The sequence below is a fragment of the Desulfitibacter alkalitolerans DSM 16504 genome (assembly GCF_000620305.1).
Taxonomy (GTDB): domain Bacteria; phylum Bacillota; class DSM-16504; order Desulfitibacterales; family Desulfitibacteraceae; genus Desulfitibacter; species Desulfitibacter alkalitolerans.
Window position 1 is genome coordinate 97,093 of record NZ_JHVU01000026.1, and the last position, 23,974, is coordinate 121,066.

Annotated in this window: 21 protein-coding genes; 1 reads left to right on the forward strand and 20 read right to left on the reverse strand. The window is 40.3% G+C overall.

The genetic code is table 11. From position 1 onward, the window contains the following. Nucleotides 1–23 precede the first annotated feature (23 nt). The 16 genes from purN to K364_RS0104255 form a co-directional block, all read right to left on the reverse strand. A complete protein-coding gene (purN, locus tag K364_RS0104180) occupies nucleotides 24–635 on the reverse strand; it encodes a phosphoribosylglycinamide formyltransferase (protein ID WP_028306965.1) in 612 nt (203 codons plus the stop codon). Further along, nucleotides 620–1,660: a phosphoribosylformylglycinamidine cyclo-ligase gene (purM, locus tag K364_RS0104185; RefSeq protein ID WP_028306966.1), complete on the reverse strand. Its 1,041-nt coding sequence runs from the start codon at nucleotides 1,658–1,660 to the stop codon at nucleotides 620–622. The genes purN and purM overlap by 16 nt, the downstream gene beginning before the upstream one ends. Further along, complete coding sequence (gene purF, locus K364_RS0104190) at nucleotides 1,657–3,060, reverse strand: amidophosphoribosyltransferase (RefSeq protein WP_028306967.1); 1,404 nt, start codon at nucleotides 3,058–3,060, stop codon at nucleotides 1,657–1,659. Before purF ends, purM begins: the two co-directional genes overlap by 4 nt. Beyond that, nucleotides 3,045–5,246, reverse strand: coding sequence for a phosphoribosylformylglycinamidine synthase subunit PurL (purL, locus tag K364_RS0104195; RefSeq protein ID WP_028306968.1), 2,202 nt, complete (start codon nucleotides 5,244–5,246; stop codon nucleotides 3,045–3,047). Before purL ends, purF begins: the two co-directional genes overlap by 16 nt. A 2-nt stretch (nucleotides 5,247–5,248) precedes the next feature. After that, entirely contained in the window at nucleotides 5,249–5,947 is a 699-nt protein-coding gene (gene purQ, locus K364_RS0104200) for a phosphoribosylformylglycinamidine synthase subunit PurQ (RefSeq protein ID WP_028306969.1), read from the reverse strand. Between the two features lie 2 nt (nucleotides 5,948–5,949). Further along, nucleotides 5,950–6,198 (reverse strand): phosphoribosylformylglycinamidine synthase subunit PurS, encoded by a 249-nt coding sequence (gene purS / locus K364_RS0104205; RefSeq protein WP_028306970.1) that lies wholly within the window; start codon nucleotides 6,196–6,198, stop codon nucleotides 5,950–5,952. Continuing rightward, nucleotides 6,199–6,912: a phosphoribosylaminoimidazolesuccinocarboxamide synthase gene (gene purC, locus K364_RS0104210; protein ID WP_035267893.1), complete on the reverse strand. Its 714-nt coding sequence runs from the start codon at nucleotides 6,910–6,912 to the stop codon at nucleotides 6,199–6,201. Between the two features lie 101 nt (nucleotides 6,913–7,013). Then, entirely contained in the window at nucleotides 7,014–8,309 is a 1,296-nt protein-coding gene (purB, locus tag K364_RS0104215; RefSeq protein ID WP_028306972.1) for an adenylosuccinate lyase, read from the reverse strand. A gap of 654 nt (nucleotides 8,310–8,963) precedes the next feature. Next, on the reverse strand, nucleotides 8,964–9,278 hold the full coding sequence (locus K364_RS0104220) for a DUF6951 family protein (RefSeq protein WP_028306973.1): 315 nt from the start codon (nucleotides 9,276–9,278) through the stop codon (nucleotides 8,964–8,966). Between the two features lie 78 nt (nucleotides 9,279–9,356). Beyond that, nucleotides 9,357–10,040 carry a cysteate racemase gene (cuyB, locus tag K364_RS0104225; protein WP_028306974.1) on the reverse strand — a complete coding sequence of 228 codons (684 nt, stop codon included), beginning with the start codon at nucleotides 10,038–10,040 and terminating at the stop codon, nucleotides 9,357–9,359. Between the two features lie 44 nt (nucleotides 10,041–10,084). Then, nucleotides 10,085–11,080 carry a D-cysteate sulfo-lyase gene (gene cuyA, locus K364_RS0104230; RefSeq protein ID WP_028306975.1) on the reverse strand — a complete coding sequence of 332 codons (996 nt, stop codon included), beginning with the start codon at nucleotides 11,078–11,080 and terminating at the stop codon, nucleotides 10,085–10,087. A 204-nt stretch (nucleotides 11,081–11,284) separates the two neighbouring features. Next, a complete protein-coding gene (gene guaA / locus K364_RS0104235; protein WP_028306976.1) occupies nucleotides 11,285–12,823 on the reverse strand; it encodes a glutamine-hydrolyzing GMP synthase in 1,539 nt (512 codons plus the stop codon). Nucleotides 12,824–12,834: 11 nt separating this feature from the next. Continuing rightward, on the reverse strand, nucleotides 12,835–13,374 hold the full coding sequence (gene hpt / locus K364_RS0104240) for a hypoxanthine phosphoribosyltransferase (protein ID WP_028306977.1): 540 nt from the start codon (nucleotides 13,372–13,374) through the stop codon (nucleotides 12,835–12,837). 207 nt (nucleotides 13,375–13,581) lie between these two features. Further along, the gene (locus K364_RS0104245) at nucleotides 13,582–14,271 is read right to left on the reverse strand and encodes a hypothetical protein (RefSeq protein ID WP_028306978.1); all 690 of its coding nucleotides are present in this window, start codon (nucleotides 14,269–14,271) and stop codon (nucleotides 13,582–13,584) included. A gap of 105 nt (nucleotides 14,272–14,376) precedes the next feature. Next, nucleotides 14,377–15,339: a uroporphyrinogen decarboxylase family protein gene (locus K364_RS22810; RefSeq protein WP_051533796.1), complete on the reverse strand. Its 963-nt coding sequence runs from the start codon at nucleotides 15,337–15,339 to the stop codon at nucleotides 14,377–14,379. An 11-nt stretch (nucleotides 15,340–15,350) separates the two neighbouring features. After that, on the reverse strand, nucleotides 15,351–17,177 hold the full coding sequence (locus tag K364_RS0104255; protein ID WP_028306979.1) for a sigma-54-dependent Fis family transcriptional regulator: 1,827 nt from the start codon (nucleotides 17,175–17,177) through the stop codon (nucleotides 15,351–15,353). A gap of 213 nt (nucleotides 17,178–17,390) precedes the next feature. Between K364_RS0104255 and K364_RS0104260 the strand changes: the two genes are divergently transcribed. Further along, complete coding sequence (locus tag K364_RS0104260; RefSeq protein ID WP_028306980.1) at nucleotides 17,391–18,767, forward strand: citrate/2-methylcitrate synthase; 1,377 nt, start codon at nucleotides 17,391–17,393, stop codon at nucleotides 18,765–18,767. A gap of 162 nt (nucleotides 18,768–18,929) precedes the next feature. Here the strand turns inward: K364_RS0104260 and K364_RS0104265 are convergent, their stop codons facing one another. The 4 genes from K364_RS0104265 to K364_RS0104280 all read right to left on the reverse strand — a co-directional run bounded on the left by K364_RS0104265 (nucleotide 18,930) and on the right by K364_RS0104280 (nucleotide 23,810). Further along, a complete protein-coding gene (locus K364_RS0104265) occupies nucleotides 18,930–20,279 on the reverse strand; it encodes a Glu/Leu/Phe/Val family dehydrogenase (protein WP_028306981.1) in 1,350 nt (449 codons plus the stop codon). Nucleotides 20,280–20,375: 96 nt separating this feature from the next. Next, nucleotides 20,376–20,744: a DUF6262 family protein gene (locus K364_RS0104270; RefSeq protein ID WP_028306982.1), complete on the reverse strand. Its 369-nt coding sequence runs from the start codon at nucleotides 20,742–20,744 to the stop codon at nucleotides 20,376–20,378. Beyond that, nucleotides 20,737–22,686 carry a tyrosine-type recombinase/integrase gene (locus K364_RS0104275; protein WP_028306983.1) on the reverse strand — a complete coding sequence of 650 codons (1,950 nt, stop codon included), beginning with the start codon at nucleotides 22,684–22,686 and terminating at the stop codon, nucleotides 20,737–20,739. The genes K364_RS0104270 and K364_RS0104275 overlap by 8 nt, the downstream gene beginning before the upstream one ends. Continuing rightward, entirely contained in the window at nucleotides 22,686–23,810 is a 1,125-nt protein-coding gene (locus tag K364_RS0104280) for a tyrosine-type recombinase/integrase (protein ID WP_028306984.1), read from the reverse strand. The genes K364_RS0104275 and K364_RS0104280 overlap by 1 nt, the downstream gene beginning before the upstream one ends. Nucleotides 23,811–23,974 lie beyond the last annotated feature (164 nt).

Sequence of the window (23,974 nt, forward strand, 5' to 3'; positions counted from 1 at the left end):
TTATTTTTCATTAGTGCCCATTATTATTTTATCCTTACTTTTCTACCGTCCTTGTATATTCTGTTTTCACTAAACAGCTGGATAACCCTTGGATAAAGCAAATGTTCTTCAATTAATATTCTCTTTGTTAGACTTTCCAGGGTATCATCTGGGTCAATGGGGACTATCTGTTGGGCAATAATAGGCCCAGTATCCACTCCTGCATCTACAAAATGAACAGTGCACCCTGTATATTTGACCCCATACTCAAAGGCCTGTTTCTGGGCATTTAACCCTGGAAATGCAGGCAGCAGGGATGGATGTATATTAATTACCTGATCTGGGAACTTATCTAAAAAGCCTTGGCCCAGTAATCTCATCCAGCCAGCCAGGACCACCAGATCGACCCCCTGCTGTTTTATTTTTTCAGCCAGCAATAGATCATACTCCTGGCTGTTTGAAACCCTTGCAGGATCAAGAAAAATATGGGGAAGCTTGTTTGCAGCTGCTCTTTTTAATGCAAAAGCATCCTCATTATCACTTATTACTATTACAATTGCGGCATTTAATCTGCCTGTATCTATAGAATCTATTATGGCCTGCAGGTTGCTCCCCCGTCCAGAGGCAAGAACAGTAAGCCTTAAAGGCCTTGACATACTATCTCTCCCCTACCTGGTATTACTTTACCTATAATGGCTGCTTTAAGGGTTTCCTGAAGATTTTCATGAGCAAAAAGCTCGTTTGCAGTTTCCTGGGAAACAATCAAGCAGTAACCAATGCCCATGTTAAAGGTCCTATACATCTCAGCGGTATAGACATTTCCTAACTCTTGAAGAAGAGTAAATATGGACGGTACTGACCAGGCAGACAGTTTTAATTCAATATCCATATTTTTTGGCAGGCACCTGTTCAAGTTTTCCAGGAGCCCTCCACCAGTGATGTGAGCCATGCCTTTAACTGGGTATTTGTCCAACAAGGGCAGTACTTCTTTAACATATATTTTCGTAGGTTCTAAAAGTGCTTCTCCCCAGGTCTTGCCCAGATCTTCATTAAACCTATTAAAAGGGATATGATATTTTTCAAGTATTTTCCTGGCTAGAGAAAACCCATTGGAATGGAGTCCTGAGGAAGGGATGCCTATTACCAGATCACCTGCCTGTATAGAGGAGCCATCAATAATCCTGCTTCTTTCTACCACACCAACAGCAAAACCAGCCAGGTCATATTCATCCTTGTGGTAAAAGCCCGGCATCTCTGCTGTTTCTCCTCCTAGCAGAGAACATCCAGCCTGTTTGCAGCCTTCTACAATACCTGAAACTATTTCTTTCACCTTGGCAGGTTCAAGGTTTTCAATGGCCAGGTAATCCAGGAAAAATAATGGTTCTGCTCCAGTGACCAGAATATCATTGACACACATAGCAACCAGGTCAATTCCAACTGTGTTGTGCCTGCCCATTTCAATTGCAACCTTTAGCTTTGTTCCTACTCCATCTGTTCCTGACACAAGGATTGGCTCCTTATATTTGCCAACATCCAGGGCAAACATCCCTGCAAAGCCTCCCAGGGTAGATATTACTTCAGATCGATAGGTACTTTCCACATCAGCCTTAATAAGCCTTACCGCTTCATTGCCGGCTTCTATATTTACTCCTGCCTGCTTGTAATCCAATGGCTTTTTCATGAAACTATTCCCCCAATACAGTCAGGAATTTCTACAGGGTATTTTCCACTAAAGCACGCCTGGCAGAACTTTTCCTCTTCCAGTGCTTCCTGGAGACCTTTTAAACTTAAATAGGTCAGTGAATCTGCCCCTATATATTTTCTTATGCCTTCAATCTCATTCTGGGCTGCAATAAGCTCCTCCCGTGTAACAATGTCAATTCCATAATAACAGGGATGCAAAACTGGCGGGGAACTTATTACCAGATGAACCTTTTTTGCCCCAGCATTTTTCAAAAGACTGATAAGCTTTTTACTTGTAGTTCCTCTAACAAGGGAATCATCCACCAGAATAATATCCCTTCCTTCTATAACAGGCTTGATTGGATTAAGCTTTAATCTTACACTTAATTCTCTTAACTCTTGGGACGGTTTGATAAAGGTTCTGCCCACGTACCTGTTTTTCATTAATCCTTCAGCCAGGGGGATGCCTGAGCCTTCTGCATACCCAAAGGCTGCCACAATGCCTGAATCAGGTACAGGAACAACTAAATCTGCCTCTATCTTGTTTTCCTGGGCTAAAATAGCTCCCATTCTCTTGCGGACTAGATTTACTGATTTTCCATCTATAATTGAATCAGGCCTTGCCAAATAAATATACTCAAAGGAGCAAAGGGCATGCCTGCCCATTGTCGGCACCTTAATACTATTATAGCCTGTCTCATCAATTACAATTATTTCACCTGGTTCCACATCTCTTATAAATTCAGCACCCACAACATCCAGGGCGCATGATTCAGATGCCAAAATGTATCCATCACAGCCTAATCGTCCTAAACATAAGGGCCTGATTCCAAAGGGGTCCCTTACTCCAACCAGCTTGTTTTCTGTCATTACTATTAAAGAATAGGCACCCTTTAAATCAATCATACATTTCATCAAGGCTTCTTCTATGGGGTTTTGGCTGTATCTTGCAATTAAATTTACAAAAACCTCCGTATCACTGGTAGTTTGAAAGACTGAGCCAGTTGTCTGCAAATTATGTCTCCAGTGATTGGCGTTAGTCAGGTTTCCGTTGTGTACCAGGGCTACCTGTCCCTGAAGGTAGTGAAACAGTAGTGGTTGAGCATTTAGGATGCTGCTTTCTCCTGTTGTAGAGTATCTAACATGACCAACTGCCATTTTGCCAGTATACCTGGCTAATACTTCCTCATCAAATACTTCAGAGACCAGGCCCATGTTTTTATACAACTTTATTTTCTTCCCATCAGAGACTGCAATTCCGGCACTTTCCTGCCCTCTGTGCTGAAGAGCATAAAGACCATAATAGGTTAATGCAGAAACATCAGAGTTAGGAGAGTATATGGCGAAAACTCCACATTCGTCCCTTGGCTTGTCCAGCAAATCTAGCTCATTCGACATGGTATCTCCTCCCGCCAGGCTTTAGTCATATCCTGTAAAGATAGGTCAATAACCTTACCATACCCTTGAACTGTTATTGTAAACATATCTCCTAAAACTTCTCCTATTACTGCAAAGTGTACATTATGCTTTTTGCAGATAGCTTCCAGCTGGGAAATCTTATCATTCTCCACACTGGTTATGATCCTTGACTGATCCTCTCCAAAGAGGAGTGCATCTAATCTGCCATTAAATGCAGGCAGGATTACGTTTACTCCAAGGCTGCCAGATATAGCTGATTCAGCTATTGTTACTGCCAACCCACCTTCGGAACAGTCATGGGCTGAAAGGAGTAGTTTTTGCCCAACTGCCTCCAGAACCGCCTTGTGCAAATTGCCCTCAGTCTCAACATCCAATGCTGGAGGTTTGCCGGCAGTCAACCCATGCACCTTATAAAGATATTCACTTCCTCCCAGCTCGCCCCTGGTTTCCCCAAGAAGTACAATTATTGAGCCTTGCTTTTTAAAGTCCTGGGTAATCCTATTTTCTATATTTTCCAAGAGTCCAACCATTCCTACTACAGGTGTTGGGTGTACAGCACCCTGGGGCGACTCATTGTACAAACTAACATTTCCTCCTGTCACAGGAGTATTAAAATACTCACAGGCTTCGGCCATGCCGTCAATACACCTGCTCAGCTGCCAGAATATCTCTTCCTTTTCAGGATTGCCAAAGTTTAGACAGTTAGTTATAGCCAGGGGGAGTGCTCCTGAACAGACAACATTGCGAGCAGCCTCGGCAACTGCAATTTTGCCGCCTTCATAGGGATCTAGGTAGCAGTACCTGCCATTACAGTCAGTAGATAGGGCTATGCCCTTATTTGTACCCTTAACTCTCATTACTGCAGCATCTGAACCTGGATACACTACTGTATTGTTTCCTACACCATGGTCATACTGCTCATATATCCATTCCTTGCTGGCAATGGTTGGTGAGGTTAGAAGACTCATGAAGGCTTCATTATAATCTTCAGGCTGGGCAATATGTTCCAGGTTTAAATCCAGCTTTCCAGCCCTGTCTGGAGCTATTACAGGATAATGATATACTGGGCTTTCATCTACCAGAGCTGCAACTGGTATTTCTGCTGCCATGCTTTCTCCCTCTTTTATCCTTAACACAGGTTCACTAATAACTGAACCAACGGTAACTGCATTCAAGCCCCACTTTTTGAAGATTTCCTGGACCCTTTTTTCGCTTCCCTTTTTAGGAACTAAAAGCATCCTTTCCTGGGATTCTGACAGCATTATCTCATAGGGGGTCATGTTTTCTTCTCTAACTGGTACTAAGGAAGTATCTATCTCCAACCCAGTACCTGCCCTTGAAGCCATTTCCGATGAAGAGCTTGTCAAACCTGCTGCTCCCATGTCCTGCATGCCAACCACCAGGTCTTCCTCAATGATTTCCAGACATGCCTCTAGAAGCAGCTTTTCCATGAAGGGATCTCCCACCTGAACAGAGGGACGACTTTCTTCACTGTCTTCTGTGAGCTCTGCTGATGCAAAGGTTGCGCCATGGATACCATCCCTGCCTGTTCTGGCACCAACAACCATTACTGGATTGCCAATTCCCTCAGCCAGTCCTTTCTTTAGCTTGTTTGCCTCAATAAAACCAACACACATGGCATTGACAAGGGGATTGCCTTCATAGGATTTGTCAAAGTACACTTCCCCGCCAACAGTTGGAATGCCCAGACAGTTGCCATACCAGCTAATGCCTGAAACAACCCCTGAAAACAGGTATTTTGTCCTATTATTATCCAGGCTGCCAAAACGCAGAGAGTTTAATAAGGCCACTGGCCTGGCTCCCATTGTAAAAACATCCCGTACAATTCCACCTACTCCCGTGGCAGCACCCTGAAAGGGCTCTACTGCTGAAGGGTGATTGTGACTTTCTATTTTAAATACCACAGCCTGTCCGTTCCCAATGTCTGCTACACCAGCATTTTCTCCTGGACCCTGGATAACCTGCTTGCCCTTTGTGGGAAACTTTCTTAAAACAGGTTTGGAGGTTTTATAGCTGCAGTGTTCTGACCACATGACAGCAAAGATGCCAACCTCTACAAAGTTTGGTTCCCTACCAAGTAAATCTTTTATTCGTGTATATTCATCATCTCTTAACCCCATATTTCTCCATACTGAAGGTTCCATGGTTAATTCCTCCCCTGCCACCAGCTAATTATGGATTTGAAAATTTTTAGACCATCCTCATTACCTAATATATTCTCTGCACATCTCTCAGGATGAGGCATCATGCCTAAAATATTACCTGCTTTATTGATTATTCCAGCAATATTATTTACAGAGCCATTAGGATTTGCATCATCAGTTATCTGTCCATCTGAAGTGGCATAACGGAAAACAACCTGTTTGTTCTTTTCTAGCTCCTCCAGCTCATTTGCTGAGGCAAAATAATTTCCTTCTCCATGGGCTATGGGCACCTTGATAACTTCACCTGGAGACATCTGGTTGGTAAAAGCAGTACTTGTGTTTTCTACCCTAAGGTAGACAGGTTTGCAGATAAATTTCAGGTCCCTGTTTACCCTCAGGACGCCAGGCAGTAAACCAGCTTCTGTAAGAACCTGAAAGCCATTGCAGATACCAAGAATCAGTCCCCCCCTTGCGGCATGTTCCATAACCCCATCCATTACTGGAGAAAATCTGGCAATTGCTCCTGTTCTAAGGTAATCTCCATATGAAAAGCCTCCTGGAAGAACAACACAATCCAGATCCCTGGGAAGTTTATCTTTATGCCATATGAAGCTTGCTTCCTGTTTCATGACTTCGCCAAGTACATGTTTAACATCATCGTCACAGTTTGAGCCTGGGAAAACCACAACTCCAAATTTCATTGTTAAACCTCCGTAACCTGAAAGCTGTATTCTTCAATCACAGGGTTTGCCAGAAGCTTTTTGCACATCTGTTCCACCTGGGCTTCTACCATTTCCTTAGAATCACCAGCAATTTTTACTTCAAAGACCTTGCCAACCCTAACATCTTGAACCCCTTGAAAGTCCATGGACTCCAGGGCACGTTGTATAGTACTGCCCTGGGGATCAAGAACTCCCTTTTTCAAGGCAACATAGACCTTAACATGAAACATTTATGTTAACCTCCTTAACCTTTGTAAAACCTCCTGATAGGCATCAGTTACTTCTCCCATGTCATTTCTAAATCTATCCTTGTCTAAGACCTTTTTCGTGTCTGCATCCCAAAATCTACAGGTATCTGGTGATATTTCATCTCCTAAATACAAAATTCCATCCTGAACACCAAATTCCAATTTAAAATCAACTAAAATTAAGTTAGCTGCACTGGTAATTTCTTTTAAAATCTCATTAATCTTCAAAGTCATTTCCTTCATTTCACTTAACTGCTCAGCGCTAGCTAATTTTAAAGCCAGCACATGATCGTCATTGATAAAGGGATCCCCTAATTCATCTGATTTAAGACAAAGCTCTAGAACTGGTTTTTCAAAAACCACACCAGGTTCAACTCCCAATCTTTTGCATAGGCTTCCTGCAGCAATATTTCTTACAATTACTTCTACCGGAAGGATTTTAAGGCAGTTTACCAGCATTTCTCTTTCGGAGACAAAGCCCTGAAAATGATTTCTAATACCCCTTTCCTTAAGTTTTTCAAAGAAAATAGCAGAAATCTGACAGTTACAATGACCTTTGTCTTGAATGGAACCCTTTTTTAATCCGTTAAATGCTGTAGCATCATCATGAAACTCCATAATAGCAACAGTAGGGTCATCAGTATAGTATAAAGATTTTGCCTTGCCCCTGTATATTTCTTTTCCTTTTGTTACCATTGATATACCTCCGTAACTTAAAGTCAGAATTCAGAAGTCTTAAAGCTGTTAGGCTCTTCTAAAATCCTGCTAATTATTTCATATTAGGCTAGTAAATAATTTCACTCTATTCCAACGCGCTTAAAGATATAGTCCACATTTTTCAAATGATAATCGTAATTAAATATTTCCTCTATCTCTTCTTTAGACAGCTTATGGGCAATATCCCCATCATTAGTTACAAGCTCCTTCAACGGCACTTTACTTTCCCAAGCCTGCAAGGAGTTTCTTTGTACCCATGCATAGGCTGTCTCCCTTAGTATGCCTTTTTCAACTAATGCCAACAACACCCTCTGGGAAAATACAAGTCCTAAAGTTTTGTTAAGGTTGGCCTGCATGTTATCCTTGTTTACAACCAGATTTTTAACCACATTAATAAATTTGTCCAGCATGTAGTAAACAAGGTGAGTAGAGTCTGGAATTATTAAACGTTCTACAGACGAATGGGTTATGTCCCGCTCGTGCCACAAGGCAACGTTTTCCAGGGCAGCAGAAGCATTACCCCTAACAACTCTAGCCAAGCCGGAAACCCTCTCACTAAGAATGGGATTTTTCTTGTGGGGCATTGCTGATGAACCTTTCTGGCCCTGTGCAAAGCTCTCCTCCACCTCATGGATGTCTGTTCTTTGCAGATTTCTTACCTCTAATGCAAACTTGTCAAGTGAACTGGCAGTGACAGCAAGCTGGGTCATGTAGGCAGCATGTATATCTCTTTGGATAATCTGGGTTGAAATAGGAGCAGGTTTTAAACCTAATTTTTTGCAGACATACTCCTCCACATAGGGATCAATATTGGCAAAGGTACCTACAGCACCTGATATTTTACCAACTGAAACCTCCTCTTTTACTGCCTCCAGCCTCTTAATGTTCCTTTGCACCTCGTCATACCACAGTGCCATCTTCAGACCAAAGGTAACAGGCTCTGCATGTATTCCGTGAGTTCTGCCAACCATCAAGGTATACTTATGTCTGATAGCCTGGTTCTTAATTTCTTGAGCTAGAATATTTAACTTATGTAGTATTAGCGTTAAAGCCTCTTTCATCTGAGTAGCCAAAGCAGTATCTAGAATATCAGATGAAGTCATTCCCAGGTGAATATATTTGGAAGCTTCGCCAACATTTTCAGCCACGTTGGTTAAAAAGGCCAAAACATCATGTCTGGTGGTCTCTTCTATTTCACTAACTCTTTTAAGATCAAAGTCAGCTTTTTCTTGAATATCCTTTAAAGCCCTCTCTGGGATCAGACCCAACTCTGCCATGGCTTCACAAGCATAAACCTCTATCTCCAGCATTTTTCTCAGTTTATTTTCTTCTGACCATATACTTTGCATTTCAGGCAAACTATACCTTTCTATCAAGCTTAACACCCTTTCCAACTTGGTTTTGTCATGTAACCTGAACCTGGAATTGTGGTGCCTTATGCCTTAGTAGTTATCAATACCCACCCTGGACAGGTTAACATCTTTTTCCTCTACCTCATTAGCCATTTTAACCCTATATTCCTTTAATTCTTGTGGTAAATTTTCAGCTTCTTTCCTTACATTTATTACTACTTGTTCATATTCTTCATATCTTACTCATATTTTTTACCTTATTCATTTAAATAAACGTAAAAGAAACCCATCTGACAGGACAAAACCTGAAAGTTTTTGTCTCAAGGTAAATAATAAAGCCCAGTCCAGGGAAGTTTCTGCGTTAAACCTCCCCGTCTGGGCTTTTCTCCCTACGGTGTAGCACGTTTATGTGCCTGTACCACTTGGACCTGACCAATATACCTTGCGGAACCCTAGGTACACTTTCTTGCAGCTAAGGATATATTACTACGTATATAGTAGCAAATAGTAAATAAGCTGTCAATATTAATTCCGAACGTTTTTATCAAATTAATATTTAATGTTCGCTTTTTAAATTGTCATTATTGTCATCTTTTTTATTTTTCTAATAATGTGCCTAACCCAATAGCTGCCTTTGAATCCTGGCACTGCTTAATAGTTTAATGATGCTTAGTTGTATTAGGACTTGTTTACTTGAACTGATGCATCCTTGGGCAGGGCAAGGTTTGCTTCAATTTCAACGGCTTTAAGTATTCCACAGGGTACTATACAAGCCGGATGGGGCAAATGCTTGCTTGCCAATTCATACGTCTTAGTTGATGTTGCTCTTTTAAAGACCTCATTAAATGGGTCAACCTCTGTCAGTTCTTCTGCTAGTTTCTTAACATTTGGACAATCTGTTTCTATGGACAGTTTAATTTTGCCCCCTTCATCAGTAGAGGTTACTTTTGTGGTAAAGCCACAAATGCCCCCATTAATTTGGCTGATTGCCATGGTCATACTCCTCCTTCAAATTAATCAAGCTATTAGCATGATTATATCACTTATTTAATCATAAAAATGTTAAGATTTTTAGAATGCTTTATTAACTATAGCTTTTGCTAAAATGTTTGCCGGGTCATAGAATTTTAAAGAGTATTGTTCCTCATTAATCACAAGGGGTAATTCAGTACAGCCAAGGATTATTGATTCAGCACCTACACTTGCTACATGGGAGATTACTTTTTTTATACATGATTCGGCTTTAGAAAAATTTGCTGACTTAACTGCAAATATGGTTTCCATAACCATCTGCTGGTAATCTTCCTGAGGCAGGATTAACTCTATCCCAGCAGCATTTAGTTCTCTAGTGTACAGATTTGCGTTAAGAAGCGCACTAGTGGCTATTAAAGCTGCCTTTTTCACTTGATCCCTTTCTAGTACATTTACTGTTTCCTCAATCATATTTAAGACATCTATTCTAACTGCATCCTTAACATAGTCAATAAAATAATGAGCTGTATTACAGGGTATTGCTAAAAAATCAGCTCCGATTTTTTCTAATCCTCTAGCCATTTGAGCCATAACTGGACCCGGGTTAGGTCCACCCTCCATTATAGCCTTGACCCTACAGGGAATCTGTGGATTACTATCTACAAGCATCCTTATATGGTCTTGATCAACCCTGGCGGGAGTAATTCTGATTACCTTTGTCATTAAATCCACCGTTGCCTCCGGCCCCATACCACCAATTATTCCTACAGCTTTAGGTGTCATGTTTCTCCTCCAATTCTACAAATGGGGTTCACTGTATAAGTGGTTTATTCGAATAGATGGGTATAAGCATATAAAGCAGGCGATCCACCTGTATGAACAAATAGCACATTATCCTCTTTATTAAAATAACCTTGACGAATCAATCCAATTAGTCCTGCCATAGCTTTTCCTGTATAAACAGGATCTAGAAGGATCCCTTCTAACCTGGCCAATATATTTATTGCTTCTACCATCTCAGGGGTAGGAAGCGAATAGCCAGGACCTACATATTCATCAAAGCATTTTACCGCTTCCCGAGGTATTGTTGATTTAATGCCAACACGTGCAGCTGTTTTCTCTGCCAGTTTATATACATTATCCTCCTGCATATCCTTATTCTGCCTTACATTGATACCTACAATGGGAATATTGGCATTTGTTCCATAAAAGCCGGCAACTAAGCCCGCATGAGTCCCAGCACTTCCACTTGCAGTTACAAGATGATTAATATTTAATCCCATTTCAAAGGTTTGTTCCAGGATTTCTTGAGCACATGCCACATAGCCTGTTGCACCAATTTCATTTGATCCACCACCAGGAATGATATATCCTTTTCGTCCTTCAGCGGCAAGCTCATCAACAAACCCCTGCATCTCTGCTAGTAAATCTGTCCCTCCTGGAACCGCCCTGGTTTTCTCCACACCCAGTAGATTATACAGAAAATTGTTCCCACTGGCCTTGGGATTATAGCTTCCTGGAACCCTTTCTTCTAGAACCAGTCTACATTTCAACCCTTCTTTAATTGCAGCAGCTAATGTTAGTCGACAGTGATTAGATTGAACTGCACCACATGTAACAAGTGTATCTGCGCCCCTTTCTAAGGCATCTGCAACCAGGAATTCTAACTTTCTAGTTTTATTCCCCCCTGAGGTTAAACCTAACAAATCATCTCTTTTAATGTAAATATTAGGTCCTCCAAGGGCTTTTGATAGATGGTGCAGTTTTTCAATAGGTGTCTTTCCCTCTGTATAACGTCTGCGTGGAAAATTTGCTAAATTCATATATACCTTCTCCTTTACTCTTTTGGGTTTTAAAATGCTTATTCTACAAAACCTAGAACGTTTCCTGCAGTAAATTGCTATTTTTTTTTAAGTCTTGCAATAATTTTTTAATAGATAGTGCCCTATTTAATTACAACCAAGGATAAAAAACACCTGACTTCACTTCTTAAAGTTGTGAAATCAGGTGTTTTCATGTTGGTTAATTTATTCCCACTCAATGGTTCCAGGTGGTTTGGAGGTTATATCGTATACTACTCTATTTACATGGTTTACTTCATTAACGATTCTGTTGGAGATTTTCTCCATTAAGTCATAGGGAAGCCTTGCCCAGTCAGCAGTCATGGCATCGTCACTTGTTACTGCCCGGAGAATAATTGGGTAGGCATATGTTCTGCTGTCCCCCATAACTCCAACACTTTTTATAGAGGGCAGAACAGCAAAGGACTGCCAGATTTCCCTTTCTAGACCCGCTTTACGTATTTCATCTCTAACTATATAGTCAGCATCTCGCAATATGTCTAGTTTTTCAGCAGTAATATCACCAAGGATTCTAATGGCCAAACCTGGTCCCGGGAAGGGCTGTCTCCAAACAATCTCCCTTGGCAGGCCTAATTCCTCGCCTACCTTTCTTACTTCGTCCTTAAATAAGAAGTATAAAGGTTCAATTAGTTCAAAATGCATATCTTCAGGAAGTCCACCTACATTGTGATGACTTTTTATAGTTTCAGCAGTATCTGTCCCACTTTCAATTACATCAGGGTAAATAGTTCCCTGCACCAGGAAACTGAAATCCCCAAGCTTTGCTGCCTCCTCTTCAAAAACCCTGATGAATTCTTCACCAACAATCTTCCTTTTAGACTCCGGATCTGTGATGCCCTGCAGCCTATTGAGGAACCTGTCAACTGCATCTGCCACAATTAGGTTCAAGCCAAAGCTTTTCTTAAATGTCTCCTCTACCTGCTCAGGCTCGCCCTTTCTTAATAGCCCATGGTTTACAAAAACACAGGTAAGCTGGTCACCAACTGCCTTGTGGACTATAAGTGCGGCTACTGCCGAATCTACACCACCACTTAAGGCACAGAGGACCTTCTTGTCACCCACGCGCTCTTTTATTTTTGCTACTTCAGTTTCTATGTATGATTTCATGGTCCATTGCTTTCTACAGCCGCAAATTTTGAACAGAAAGTTCTCCAGAATGGTATTGCCTTTAGGCGTATGCTTTACCTCTGGATGGAATTGGACACCACATAGCTGTTTATCCAAGTGAATCATGGCTGCTACAGGTGCATGATCTGTTCCTGCTATTACTTCAAAACCATCAGGAGGTTTACTTATATAGTCTCCATGACTCATCCAAATCTGTTCCTGGTCATTCACTCCATCTAACAAATCAGATTTTTGAAGCATATTCAGCAGGGCTTTTCCATACTCCCTGCTTTTGCCAGGCTCAACCTTCCCCCCTAATTGATGTGCCATCATCTGCATCCCATAGCATATTCCCATAATGGGGATATTGGCTTCATAATACTTCTTATCTATAGCAGGAGCGCTGTTCTGATATACACTAGCTGGACCGCCGCTGAATATTATTCCCTTGGGATTTCTTTTAACAATCTCTTCAAAGCTGGTAGTGTAAGGAAACATTTCACAAAAAACACCTAGCTCCCTTATTCTGCGGGCAATTAATTGACTGTATTGACCACCAAAGTCCAGTACAATTACTTCATCTACTTTATCAATCATTTTTGTCCTCCTTATTTTTCATACACTTCTGAGCTAAGAACGGCTACATAGGGTAGATGCCGATAATCCTCAGCATAATCTAACCCATATCCTATCACAAAAGCATCAGGAATCTCAATACCACTATAATCAATTTTTACATCCACTTTCCTGCGTTCTGGTTTATCTAAAAATGCGCAGGTTTTGATACTAGCCGGTCCCCTGGCATTTAATATGCTAATCAGGTATCTCAGCGTTAAACCTGTATCTACTATATCTTCAACTATCAAAAGATGTCTGCCTTCAACACTTGAATCCAGGTCTTTTAGTATTTGTACAGCACCTGAACTCTCAGTTGATTCCCCATAGCTGGAAACAGCCATAAAGTCTAGTTTTAAGGGCACCTTAATCTCCCGAATCAAGTCTGCGCAAAACATAACAGCCCCCTTTAATATACAGATAACCATTATTTCCTTTCCTTCATAGTCACTGGTTATCCTTTGACCTAATTGAGCAACCAGTTTTTTAATATTAGTTTCACTTACCAGGACCTCTTTAACATCCTTTTCCATAATACAGCTCTCCCTTTTCCTGTAACTTTATATCTACCCTTATTCAAGCCCTATTGTTTCTAGTATTTCATTATCAATAGTTTCTTTTTGCCAGATGAAAAATATTCTGTTTTTCTAAGATAAAATCCACAAAGCTTATATTTCTAGGAAAGAAAAAAAAATCCTTCCCCATAAACAGTATTTTCGGGGAAGAACTTGCTTTTAGCATTATTGTGTCGAAGGTGCTTCAATATTAATTTTTTTATTAAAATCATAAAGGACTAACTGCATATGCAGTCCATTATGAGAAGCATCCTTATGGTCTGCAAATACTTCTGCTTTAAATACCCTTTTGGATCTTTTTTCTATCCATACCTTGTATTTAAAATCCTGCCAGTAGGTTGTCAGCATTTGATTTGTAACAACTGGGCTGTATTCCATGACATAAGCATCAACCCTATCTTTTTCAATGCCAAGGTAGTTAATATTGTTTAACGCCTGGTATTCTAAACTTGCTATTGGGTTTACTTCAACCATAAAAAGATCTTGTTGGAATATGTCACCACCATGATTAACCATCCAACGCCCCGAGACAGCATCCTTCATATAAACTTTGTTATCAACATATATTACATCCACTTCCTGGCCGGCTATCTCTCCCTGGAGATGGAATTGGTCATTTTGCCTTTCTCCCTTAACCCTGCTCAACAGCCTATCTTCACCATTAACCTTTAGTTTTAATCCAACATGATAACGATAGCTATTGACTGAAGTTGTTCTTTCTATAGCATGTGGCAGCAACTCCTCCGGTATCACCCTATTAACCCACTCATAGTAGACTTTTCCAGCCATGGACAAAATAGAAACCAATAATATGATTATTACAGCCTTCCAGTTGAATTTAAGTTTTAGTGCCAACCTCCCACTTCCTTCCCCATCTTTCTCCTTAAGACCTCACTTCAATTTTACTAACTGGGGAGGGGGATTATGACAATAATTTGCTGTAGTATATATTTAATAAAACTACCTTTTGCTTACCGTTTGGTAAACCAATTTTACCTTTTCCAAAGGAAGATTGTCATCTATAATACCAGCAGAGGTGCCAAATATGTATGGTTCACAATCCTGGCCCAGTGCAATCATTCCTCTTACCTTATCAATTAACTCCTCCTCTTCATATTCATAAAAATTGTTTAAATCAAAACCACCCAGGAGGCAGATATTATCTCCAACAGCTTTTCTAACACTTTTTAGATCCATGTTTGAGTTTTCCTCAATAGAGTGAATTCCAGCAATACCAGTTTTTGCTATGTCAGGCAAAATATCAGTCAGGTTACCATCACTATGAAAAACTACTGGTTTGTTTGTGCTCGCTGCAATCTCCTGTATTCTAGGCAAAAATACACTTCGAATAATTTTAGGAGATACTATCAAGCCTTTAGAATAAGCAATATCCTCCCCTAAAATTACCCCATCAGCACCATTTGACACTGCAATATTTATTATGGTGATTATTTCCCTGGTTATAGCCTCTACCCCTTTTTCCATTAGATCTGGCTTCATCATGGTGTCCATAAGAAATTGGTTATAATCTAAGAGGCTGCTTAACGTTTGAAAAGGGCCATCAATTAGAGCAAATACAAAAAAGTCAGTCTCTTTTTTCCACCTGGAAAGATTATCAAATTTTACATGTTGGACCTTTAAACAGTTACATAAATTCTCAATACCATCATAGATAGGTCCTTCATAACCCCTTTGCCCAAAATCCAACCTGCCCCAGTGATCCCTGCCATCATGACTTTTATCAACACCTTCAGCAATATAATTAAAACCTAAAAGCTCTGCTGAAATTCTTTTAGCCAGCCACCTATCCTCATGCCCAGTTAATTCTTTAGCTATGCCCTTTTCAATAAAGAACTCTCCTTTAGCCCTGTATTCCGTCTTTTCCCCTGCCAGCTTCTTGGTTATTAACTCAACAGATTTCATCTGAAACCCCCTTATATATCATTGAGGTTAGCTCCATTTATAATTTCCGGAGATATTTTGTATTTATGAATTTTTCTATATATGGTAGCCCTGCCAATTCCCAAAGCCTTTGCGGCTTTAATCTTCCCTTCCTCATGCCAGCCGAAGTGATTTAGTGCTTTTATAATAGTCTCTTTTTCTATTTCATCCAGGCTTTTTACAACAGTATCACCGCTTAAGTCATAGTCAATAACGCCCTTTGTATTAACCTCCTCTCGTATTCGTGGAGGAAGACTTTCTATTTTGATTATAGGTCCTTCTTCAATATTAATTGCATATTCAACAGCATTCACCAGTTCTCTTACATTCCCTGGCCAGCTATAATTCAGGCATATATTCAAAGCTGCTTTATCAAAATCAATTATTTTTTTACCCAGTAATTTGCCGTACCGTATGCGATGATAATCCAAAAGCTGGGGAATATCCTCCTTCCTTTCCCGTAAGGGTGGTATTTCTAAGGGAATTACACTTAATCTATAATACAAGTCGTCTCTAAAAAGGCCCTTGTTTACAAGATCCTGTAAATCGCTATTTGTTGCAGCAATCACCCTTATATCAACAGATATTAGCTTATTGCCGCCAACCCGTTCTATTTGCCTCTCTTGTAAAACCCTAAGGAGTTTGGCCTGCAAATAAAGTGACATGTTGCCTATTTCATCAAGAAAAACTGTACCACTGTTAGCCAGCTCAAATTTGCCTATCTTTCCCCCTCTTTTCGCCCCTGTGAAGGCTCCCTCTTCATATCCAAACAGTTCACTTTCAAGGAGGGCTTCCGGAATAGCTCCGCAGTTAATGGAAACAAAAGGTTTATTGCTCTGAGAGCTTGCCTCATGTATAGCTCGTGCAAATAGTTCCTTGCCAGTGCCGCTTTCCCCAAGAATCAATACAGTGGAATTGCTGCTTGCTATTTTTTTTGCTTTTTTAACAACCTCCTGCAAAGATGCACTAGAGCCAATAATATCATCAAAAGACAGGTGCTGCTGTTTATTAAAAATTTCATAGACATTTTTTTGAGTTTCACCATAGTCTCTATAGGAGGCTACAGCCCCTACAATTTCCTTGCTTTCAGATAAGATAGGCCTGGCTGTACTGAGAAGGTGAAGCTTTTGCCTGTTAAAATCTGTAAAGACTTCTTTATAAGTAAAGCTTTCAGCACCTTCAAGCAGGCTTAATAGAGGAAGATTAGGTGCCAGTTCTTTAAGATTTTTGCCTACTACTTCATTTTTCTTGGCACCAAAGATCTGCTCAGAGGATTTATTGAAATGGGTAATTATTCCAATTTCATCAATGGCAATGACTCCCTCATGTACAGAGTCTAATATAGCTTCCAACCTATTTGTCATGACAGCCTTATCAGCTTCCATTTGCTTTTCAATAACCTTTGAGCTTATAAAATCGGCCATTTTACTAACAAACTCAACCAGAGAGTCTCTTTGACGCCGTAAATTTTCCTCCTGTTTATCATTAAAGGCAATAAGACTAATGTTACCAATTACCTCTTCTTTAACCTTTATAGGATACACAATATAAGCTTTATAAAAACACTTACCAGCCAATGAACACTCCTTGCAGATTGCATGATGCCCGGGAGAGCTGATATATATATAATGACCAGTCTCTAAAACATGCTTGTTGACAAGACCCCTTAACATCCTGGAACCTATATTTTCTTTAACTCGTCCTGTACCTGCAACCCTTACTAATTCCTGATTTACTATTTCTACCTCCACATTTAAAACAGTGGCAATTGCTTCAGCTACCTTTTGACCCTTTTCCTTAACCTGAAATAATCTATTCATATCACGTAACCCCCCATGGGTCAAACTATCTATACAAAGAATAGATTCGCCATATTGGCCAATAAGTCCTTCTACTAATAACTTAAAAGCTGATAATAGGAAATAATGAAATAACGACAGCCAAAATGTAAAAGGTAATTGACTCCAGAAAGTTATTCCAGTATAATTGTATGCAGTAATACGTGTGTGCGATTATTGGAGGGGGTAAATAATATGGTAAGCTTAACGTACAGAAACAATCCTTTTGAGGATCCATTTTTTCATGAACTATCCATTCTTGCAGAGAAAAATAATTATATTGATCCAGAGCTTCATACACAATACAACACTAAACGGGGATTACGAAACAGTGACGGTACAGGAGTCTTGATTGGACTTACAGAAATTGGCGAAGTACACGGTTATATAAAGGAAAATGATAAAAAAATACCGCAGGAAGGCAAGCTGCTGTACAGGGGAATAGATGTTAAAGAAATTGTAGAAGGCATCCAAAAAGAGGGAAGATTCGGCTTCGAAGAGGTATGCTACTTACTGCTCTTTGGCAGCCTGCCAAATGAAGATCAGTTGTCCACATTTAAAGAAATGTTATGCACACTCAGGCATTTACCTAATGGTTTTCGTGAAACCATGATTTTAAAGGCTCCAAGTAAAAACGTTATGAATAAATTAGCCAGGACTGTACTTACAAGCTATTCCTATGATGACAATCCAGATGATACTAGTGTTAAAAATGTACTTAGGCAGTCAATAGAATTGATTGCACGTTTTCCTTTAATGATTGCCTATGGGTATCAAGCAAAAATTCACTACTACGATAATCAGAGTCTGGTTATTCATCTGCCCAAGGATGAATTAAGCACCTCAGAGTGTTTCCTGCATATGATAAGACCGAACCACGATTATTCAGAGCTTGAAGCTCAAACCCTGGATTTGAGCCTGATTCTACATGCAGAACATGGCGGTGGAAACAACTCTGCATTTACTACCCATGTAGTGTCTTCCGCCGATACTGACACTTACTCGGCTATTTCTGCAGCTATTGGTTCTTTAAAAGGCAACAAACACGGTGGAGCTAATATTAAGGTTGTTGAAATGATTGATGACTTAAAAGCCAATGTAAAAGATTGGACAGACGAAAAGCAAGTGGAAGAGTACTTAACAAAGGTAAATATGAAGGAAGCCTATGATAGGACTGGATTGATCTATGGCATGGGGCATGCAGTATATACCTTGTCAGATCCAAGGACAGTACTGCTGAAAGAAAAGGCGGAGAAATTGGCTAAAGAAAAGAATATGTCCGATGAATTTCACCTTTATAGTCTAGTGGAAAAGCTTACTCCAGTGGTTCTTTCAAAAAAATATGACCAGGAGGTTATCATACCTGCTAATGTGGACCTTTACTCAGGCTTTGTTTACCAAATGCTTAATATTCCTAGGGATCTTTATACACCTATATTTGCAATGGCCAGAATTCCCGGATGGTGTGCACATAGGGTAGAAGAAATAGTAAGTGGCGGCAAAATAATAAGACCTGCATATAAAAGCGTTCAAACAAGCTCTGAATATATACCATTATATTCTAGATCTTAAAATAATATTTAAAAGTAATGTGCTATATAGTTTAAGCTTTTAAGACCAATGCAAAAGGGGCGTATGAAATCCTGGTTTCTCGCCCCTTTCTTTTTTTAATAACTCTATATTTACTCAGTATTATTAAATGCCCAGCAATTAGAATTAAATAGCTATTATAGACTAGTTTTTATGATTGCCATTTGACAGTTCATTAAAGTTACAGCTTGTTGCAGTTAACCAGCCTCGTAATTTCATGGCATCCCGTATGCGCATTACTGCTAGAATTATGGATGCCTCAGTCAGGTTAACTTTTTCTGCAGCTTTAATGTCTAGGATATTAGCAAAGGTGTCAGTAATTGTGTGTTTAATAAAGCTTAAAACATTGTCTTTATTTTTTTGCTGAGCGCTCAAGGAGCCTGAATACTCCATATTAGAAGCTATAACACCACCTGAATTGGCAACTATATCCGGGAAAACTAATATATTTTCACCTTCTAAGATTTCCATGCCTTCAGGTGTTATGGGCATGTTAGCCCCTGATACTATTGCCTTTGCCTGTACCATTTTTGAGGTTCTTCCATTTAAAACATGACCAGCAGCACATGGCAAAAGCACATCTATATCTAGACTAAAGAGCTGATCATTGTCCAGGGTATTATCTGAAAAGCCTGCAATTGTGCCATGTTTTTGTGCATAGTCCATTAATTCTAATATATCAATACCATCCTTGTCATACACACCACCATTACTATCAGTAACTCCAACAACTTTAACGCCCTGCTCGGCCAGATAATAAGCAGTATAGGATCCAACATTTCCAAAGCCTTGAATTGCCACCTTAGCTTTTGTGGGTTCTATTCCCAGGTGCTGCAATGACTCAATGGCAGCAACTGATACTCCGTAACCAGTACTTTCTTTTCTTCCAGGAAGCCAGCCGTGGACACCCTCAGGCTTACCAGTCACTGAAGCCGGGTCACCTGTAGCGTTATATATTTCTGTCATCTGTTCTGCACTTGCACCCATATCAGGTGCGGGAATATACGTGTGGCTTGTCAGCATTGTTCTAAACTTATTCCCATATTCTTTAAAAATAGCTCTTTTTACAACTCTCTCAAAATCAAAGCTTCTGGTGCGAATATCAAACAAATTGTAAAGTTCTTGCATATCAACCCTTAGCCCGGATTTTCCACCACCAAATTCAATGCCTGTTACAGCTGTTTTTAATGTCATAAGCCTGGCCAGCTCTGTTGTCTCCCAAACATCAACATCACCGGCTAACCTAATACCGCCTTTATATGGACCACGTGCATTGTTATGAAGAACAACACACCCCCATACATTAAAAATTTTTCCAAACACTTCAACAGGTAAACGGAATATATAAATATTTTGCGGTTTTATTAACTCTACAATGGTATTTTTATTAAGGCCTAAACGTTTACCAGCCATTTCAATCAGTGCACTAGATACATTACTTGGCTCTGGACTACCAATTATCTGCTCCATACCTGTTTTTTGAAAGGCATTCATCAGCTTAATCCTCCTAATAAAAACTCGTGGTCACGGGGCAGAAAGCCCCGAAACTACGGTATTATATCGTCGACTACATGTAGTCAACGTACTTTTTTATTCATATAGCAACCCTCGAAGATGTTCCAGTTCTATGCGAAGCTTCCGATTTTCTTCTTCCAGTTTTGCTATGCGCTTATCTTTTGTTTCAATAATCACGTCCTTTGAACGCGATGTTTTGTCATATTTAGCACGTTTGTTCATTTCGTTATTCACATCACATGCCCGTTGTTCTTCAATTCTTTTTCGTATATCCACATCTTCATATAAAAAGCTTTTTGAAATACCACTATACCTATAGACACTATTAAAATTCACTTTCTTCCCAGATACAACCAACTGGTTGATTGCAACCAGTGCCTTTGCTTTTGCTTCTTGTGTTCTTTTTCTATCGCTTTCGAGTAATCCTTTCATTTTATCAGCCATCACACTCCTCCCGATGAATGCCATTTTTATGGATCAGCCCTTCCTTCTGGATTCGTGAGAGCATCTTTTCAAGGATTTCAAGATAATTCCGGTTCTTTTCTTCCCATTCGCTTCTCCCAAGTGTTTTGCTGATTTTTAGATGCTCTTTCACTTTTTCAATCTCTTTCTCATACTCTGCAATATTGTCACGGCTAGTACAGAAGTTAGCACAGTCAAGGCATTGGTTTATCTGTTGGCGGCATGGCAGTTTTGCTGGTTTAAAGCACAATCCGAATGGGACTCTCACAGCATCCAGATTCTTGCGGATAAATTCATATCGGATTTCTTCTTTTAGCTTTTCCTTATGCCCATTAGGCGGCGTACTTTCAAGATGCAGAAGGTTTAGTTTCTCTGTCTCTTTCCATTTCCTATACAGCATGTTTTCAGTGACCTTCGAATAGTGCAACGTCATTTGAAGGCTGCAATGTCCTAGAATCTGCTGAATGATTCCTATGGGCATTCCCTGCTCTGTATATTCTAATGCCCTCGTATGTCTTAGGGCATGAGCCTTGAAATGGTATGGCTTTTCATCCCCGTCAAGGATTCCTTTCTTGTCTATCAATTGCTGTACGGCTGCTGAGAATGCTGGTTTGCTTAATGGAAGCCCTTTACAGCGCCCTTCATAGGTATTGAACAGGTATTTATCTGGATTATTGTCATCTGTGCTGCGCTTCACTGCATCATCCACAATCTTTTTTACCATATCTGCTACTTCTTTACGGATTGGAATCTTTAAAAGTGGTATCCCTGTCTTTGTGATCTCTGCACACAGATAAGGAATGTATTCTTTGTCATGGCTATTCCACAGATGCTCTAGACAACTGTCATATCTGAGGTTCAGAACATCTGTCCCACGCCATCCTGTCTCCCGGAGCAGGACATATACTGGCATCATTTCTACAGGTTCTATCTCGCCAATGCAGACATCTAGTTGCCATCTGATTGGTTCTGGCACATATTTTACTTTTCCCATGGTATCTGCTGACCGCTCACGCTTTGGTATATCATCTTCAAATATCAGTCGGTTTACATCCTTCTTCGGTGCTTGTGGGTACTCAGCAAGCTGTATATAGTCAATAAACTGCCGGATAAACGAGACTGCCTTGCTGCGAAATGTAGCGTTTTTACCTTCATAGTCACCGGCAACCCAGCCTAAGTATTTTTCAATGTCCTGCCTTGCAAGTCTCTCAAGGAAGCCATCTGTATATCTATGGGCATAAAAAGTCCTAAAAAAGTATCGGATATACATCATCATTTCTGTGCAATAGGACCAGCTTCGTTTGATGACAAGGCGGCTCATAAAGCGCTTTGTCATTTCACGGTAATAGGTTGGTATATTCTCGAAGCTTATGCTGACCTTCTCGCGTTTTCCTGCCGCTGATACTTTTGTGCCTGGAATACGGGCGGCACGCCAGACATCCTTTTCTAGCTCATCACGGTCACCATAGTAATCCGTGATGAACTTGGCAGCTCCATGCTTTAATTGCAGATATCTGTAGCTTTCTGTGTCATTCAGTCCTGCATTTTCTAATTCCCTGTCATAAGTGTTCAGCCCATTAAAGCTTGTTACATTCCTTATTGATGACAGCAGTTTTCCTATGTTTGCTATCGCCTGCCGGTAGTTCTTATAGACACTGATAGCTTCGATAATCCCATCCTTCATAGAGTAGAGTAGGAAGTATTTCATTTCTACTTTTAATCGCTCATTTTTGTATGAACTGAAGTCACAAAGAAGCCAGTGACCTGACTTTATCACGGGTATTAAAGCCTCCTTGAAACTTTCGGCATCCATGTACCATCTATCATTATCTTTCCAGTAATCTCCTTCTGATGACAGATATTGAATCATCCGATAGTATCTTTCATCAAATAACTCATATTGGGTACGAGTTGCTGTTTTCATTACTGACCAGCCTCCCTTCCCATGGAGGGGATTTTGAGGCTCTCTGTTACTTTCCTAAACGCTTCTGCCACTTCCTCTTCTGAAGGATGGACATAGGTATCTAATGTTGTGTAAATGTTTTTATGTCCTGCACGGTGCTTGAGCATTTCCGGTTCCCATCCCGCCGAATAAAGCAGGCTAAGCGATGTGTGGCGAAACATATGAGGCGTCACTCTGATGCTGGTCTTTTTGCGCAGACTTCGAAAGAGATTATCCACATCTGTGTAATCCATTGCGCTTCCTTTCATGGCTCCCTTAAGTTTGAGGAATACATGATTGGTATGGATTTCAGCGGTATGGTGCTCACAGATATACTCTGTGAATAAATCCATCAATTCCTGTGTACAATCTAGCCTTCGTGGGCTTGATACTGTCTTGATCTCTGCCTGGTTCTCCAGTTCTCCCCTATCATGCAGAGTAATGGTCAGTCCTGCCATATCGAAATCTTCAAGCCATAGGGAAAGGGCTTCACCAATCCGCATTCCTGTCTCAAACAGTAGATACAGCAGGAGGTAGTCTCTTAAGTTTGTGCAGGAATTGAGAAGTACTGTGGCATTTTCCTTGCTAATGGTTCGGAGCTGCATCCTTGGTACCGGCAGCTTTAGGATATGGCTTTTTATCCTCCTGTTCTCCGCTATTCCATGTAGGAAACTCCTGTAATTTCTGCCTGGATCCCTAACAAACTTCGCTAGTTTTTCTGATAGCTGGTTTTCCATGCCTTCATGTCGGAGAAGATAGTCGTAAAACATAACAATCGTGTCTACCATTGCATTGATTGTCTGTGGCTGATGCTCTGGCTCAAATCGAATAGGGACTACTTTCTTTAGGATATCGGGGTTTTTAAGCCATGCCAGAAATCCCGCAAGGTCATCAATATTTACCTGCTCATAATCCTTTCCGGCTTCTCCAAGATAAGTGAAAAAGTGTTTCAAGTGGATGCAGTGCATCCTGAGCGTGTTTCTTGCATATCCAGTATTGTCTTTGAACTTCAGATATTTCAGCACTGGCGACACCGGTGCTCCTGTGTCATAAGCCAGATAGTATCTGATCCTTCCATCCACTGTCTTTAGTTTTACTATTTTCATTGTTCATGCTCCTTTCTTTAGTTGCATGAACAACAATAGCATTTTTTCTTAACGTCGGCTACGTTAACTACCTTGACTATACATCACGAGTTTTGAGTGTAGTCCACGTTAAATATACCTACGTTGACTACGTTAACTACTATGATTTATGACCACGAGTTATC

Coding starts and splice junctions, on each gene's coding strand:
- purN (WP_028306965.1), bottom strand. CDS start 635: ATGTCAAGGCCTTTAAGGCTTACTGTTCTTGCCTCTGGACGGGGGAGC.
- purM (WP_028306966.1), bottom strand. CDS start 1,660: ATGAAAAAGCCATTGGATTACAAGCAGGCAGGAGTAAATATAGAAGCC.
- purF (WP_028306967.1), bottom strand. CDS start 3,060: ATGTCGAATGAGCTAGATTTGCTGGACAAGCCAAGGGACGAATGTGGA.
- purL (WP_028306968.1), bottom strand. CDS start 5,246: ATGGAACCTTCAGTATGGAGAAATATGGGGTTAAGAGATGATGAATAT.
- purQ (WP_028306969.1), bottom strand. CDS start 5,947: ATGAAATTTGGAGTTGTGGTTTTCCCAGGCTCAAACTGTGACGATGAT.
- purS (WP_028306970.1), bottom strand. CDS start 6,198: ATGTTTCATGTTAAGGTCTATGTTGCCTTGAAAAAGGGAGTTCTTGAT.
- purC (WP_035267893.1), bottom strand. CDS start 6,912: ATGGTAACAAAAGGAAAAGAAATATACAGGGGCAAGGCAAAATCTTTA.
- K364_RS0104220 (WP_028306973.1), bottom strand. CDS start 9,278: ATGGCAATCAGCCAAATTAATGGGGGCATTTGTGGCTTTACCACAAAA.
- cuyB (WP_028306974.1), bottom strand. CDS start 10,040: ATGACACCTAAAGCTGTAGGAATAATTGGTGGTATGGGGCCGGAGGCA.
- cuyA (WP_028306975.1), bottom strand. CDS start 11,080: ATGAATTTAGCAAATTTTCCACGCAGACGTTATACAGAGGGAAAGACA.
- guaA (WP_028306976.1), bottom strand. CDS start 12,823: ATGATTGATAAAGTAGATGAAGTAATTGTACTGGACTTTGGTGGTCAA.
- hpt (WP_028306977.1), bottom strand. CDS start 13,374: ATGGAAAAGGATGTTAAAGAGGTCCTGGTAAGTGAAACTAATATTAAA.
- K364_RS22810 (WP_051533796.1), bottom strand. CDS start 15,339: ATGAAATCTGTTGAGTTAATAACCAAGAAGCTGGCAGGGGAAAAGACG.
- K364_RS0104255 (WP_028306979.1), bottom strand. CDS start 17,177: ATGAATAGATTATTTCAGGTTAAGGAAAAGGGTCAAAAGGTAGCTGAA.
- K364_RS0104260 (WP_028306980.1), top strand. CDS start 17,391: ATGGTAAGCTTAACGTACAGAAACAATCCTTTTGAGGATCCATTTTTT.
- K364_RS0104265 (WP_028306981.1), bottom strand. CDS start 20,279: ATGAATGCCTTTCAAAAAACAGGTATGGAGCAGATAATTGGTAGTCCA.
- K364_RS0104270 (WP_028306982.1), bottom strand. CDS start 20,744: ATGGCTGATAAAATGAAAGGATTACTCGAAAGCGATAGAAAAAGAACA.
- K364_RS0104275 (WP_028306983.1), bottom strand. CDS start 22,686: ATGAAAACAGCAACTCGTACCCAATATGAGTTATTTGATGAAAGATAC.
- K364_RS0104280 (WP_028306984.1), bottom strand. CDS start 23,810: ATGAAAATAGTAAAACTAAAGACAGTGGATGGAAGGATCAGATACTAT.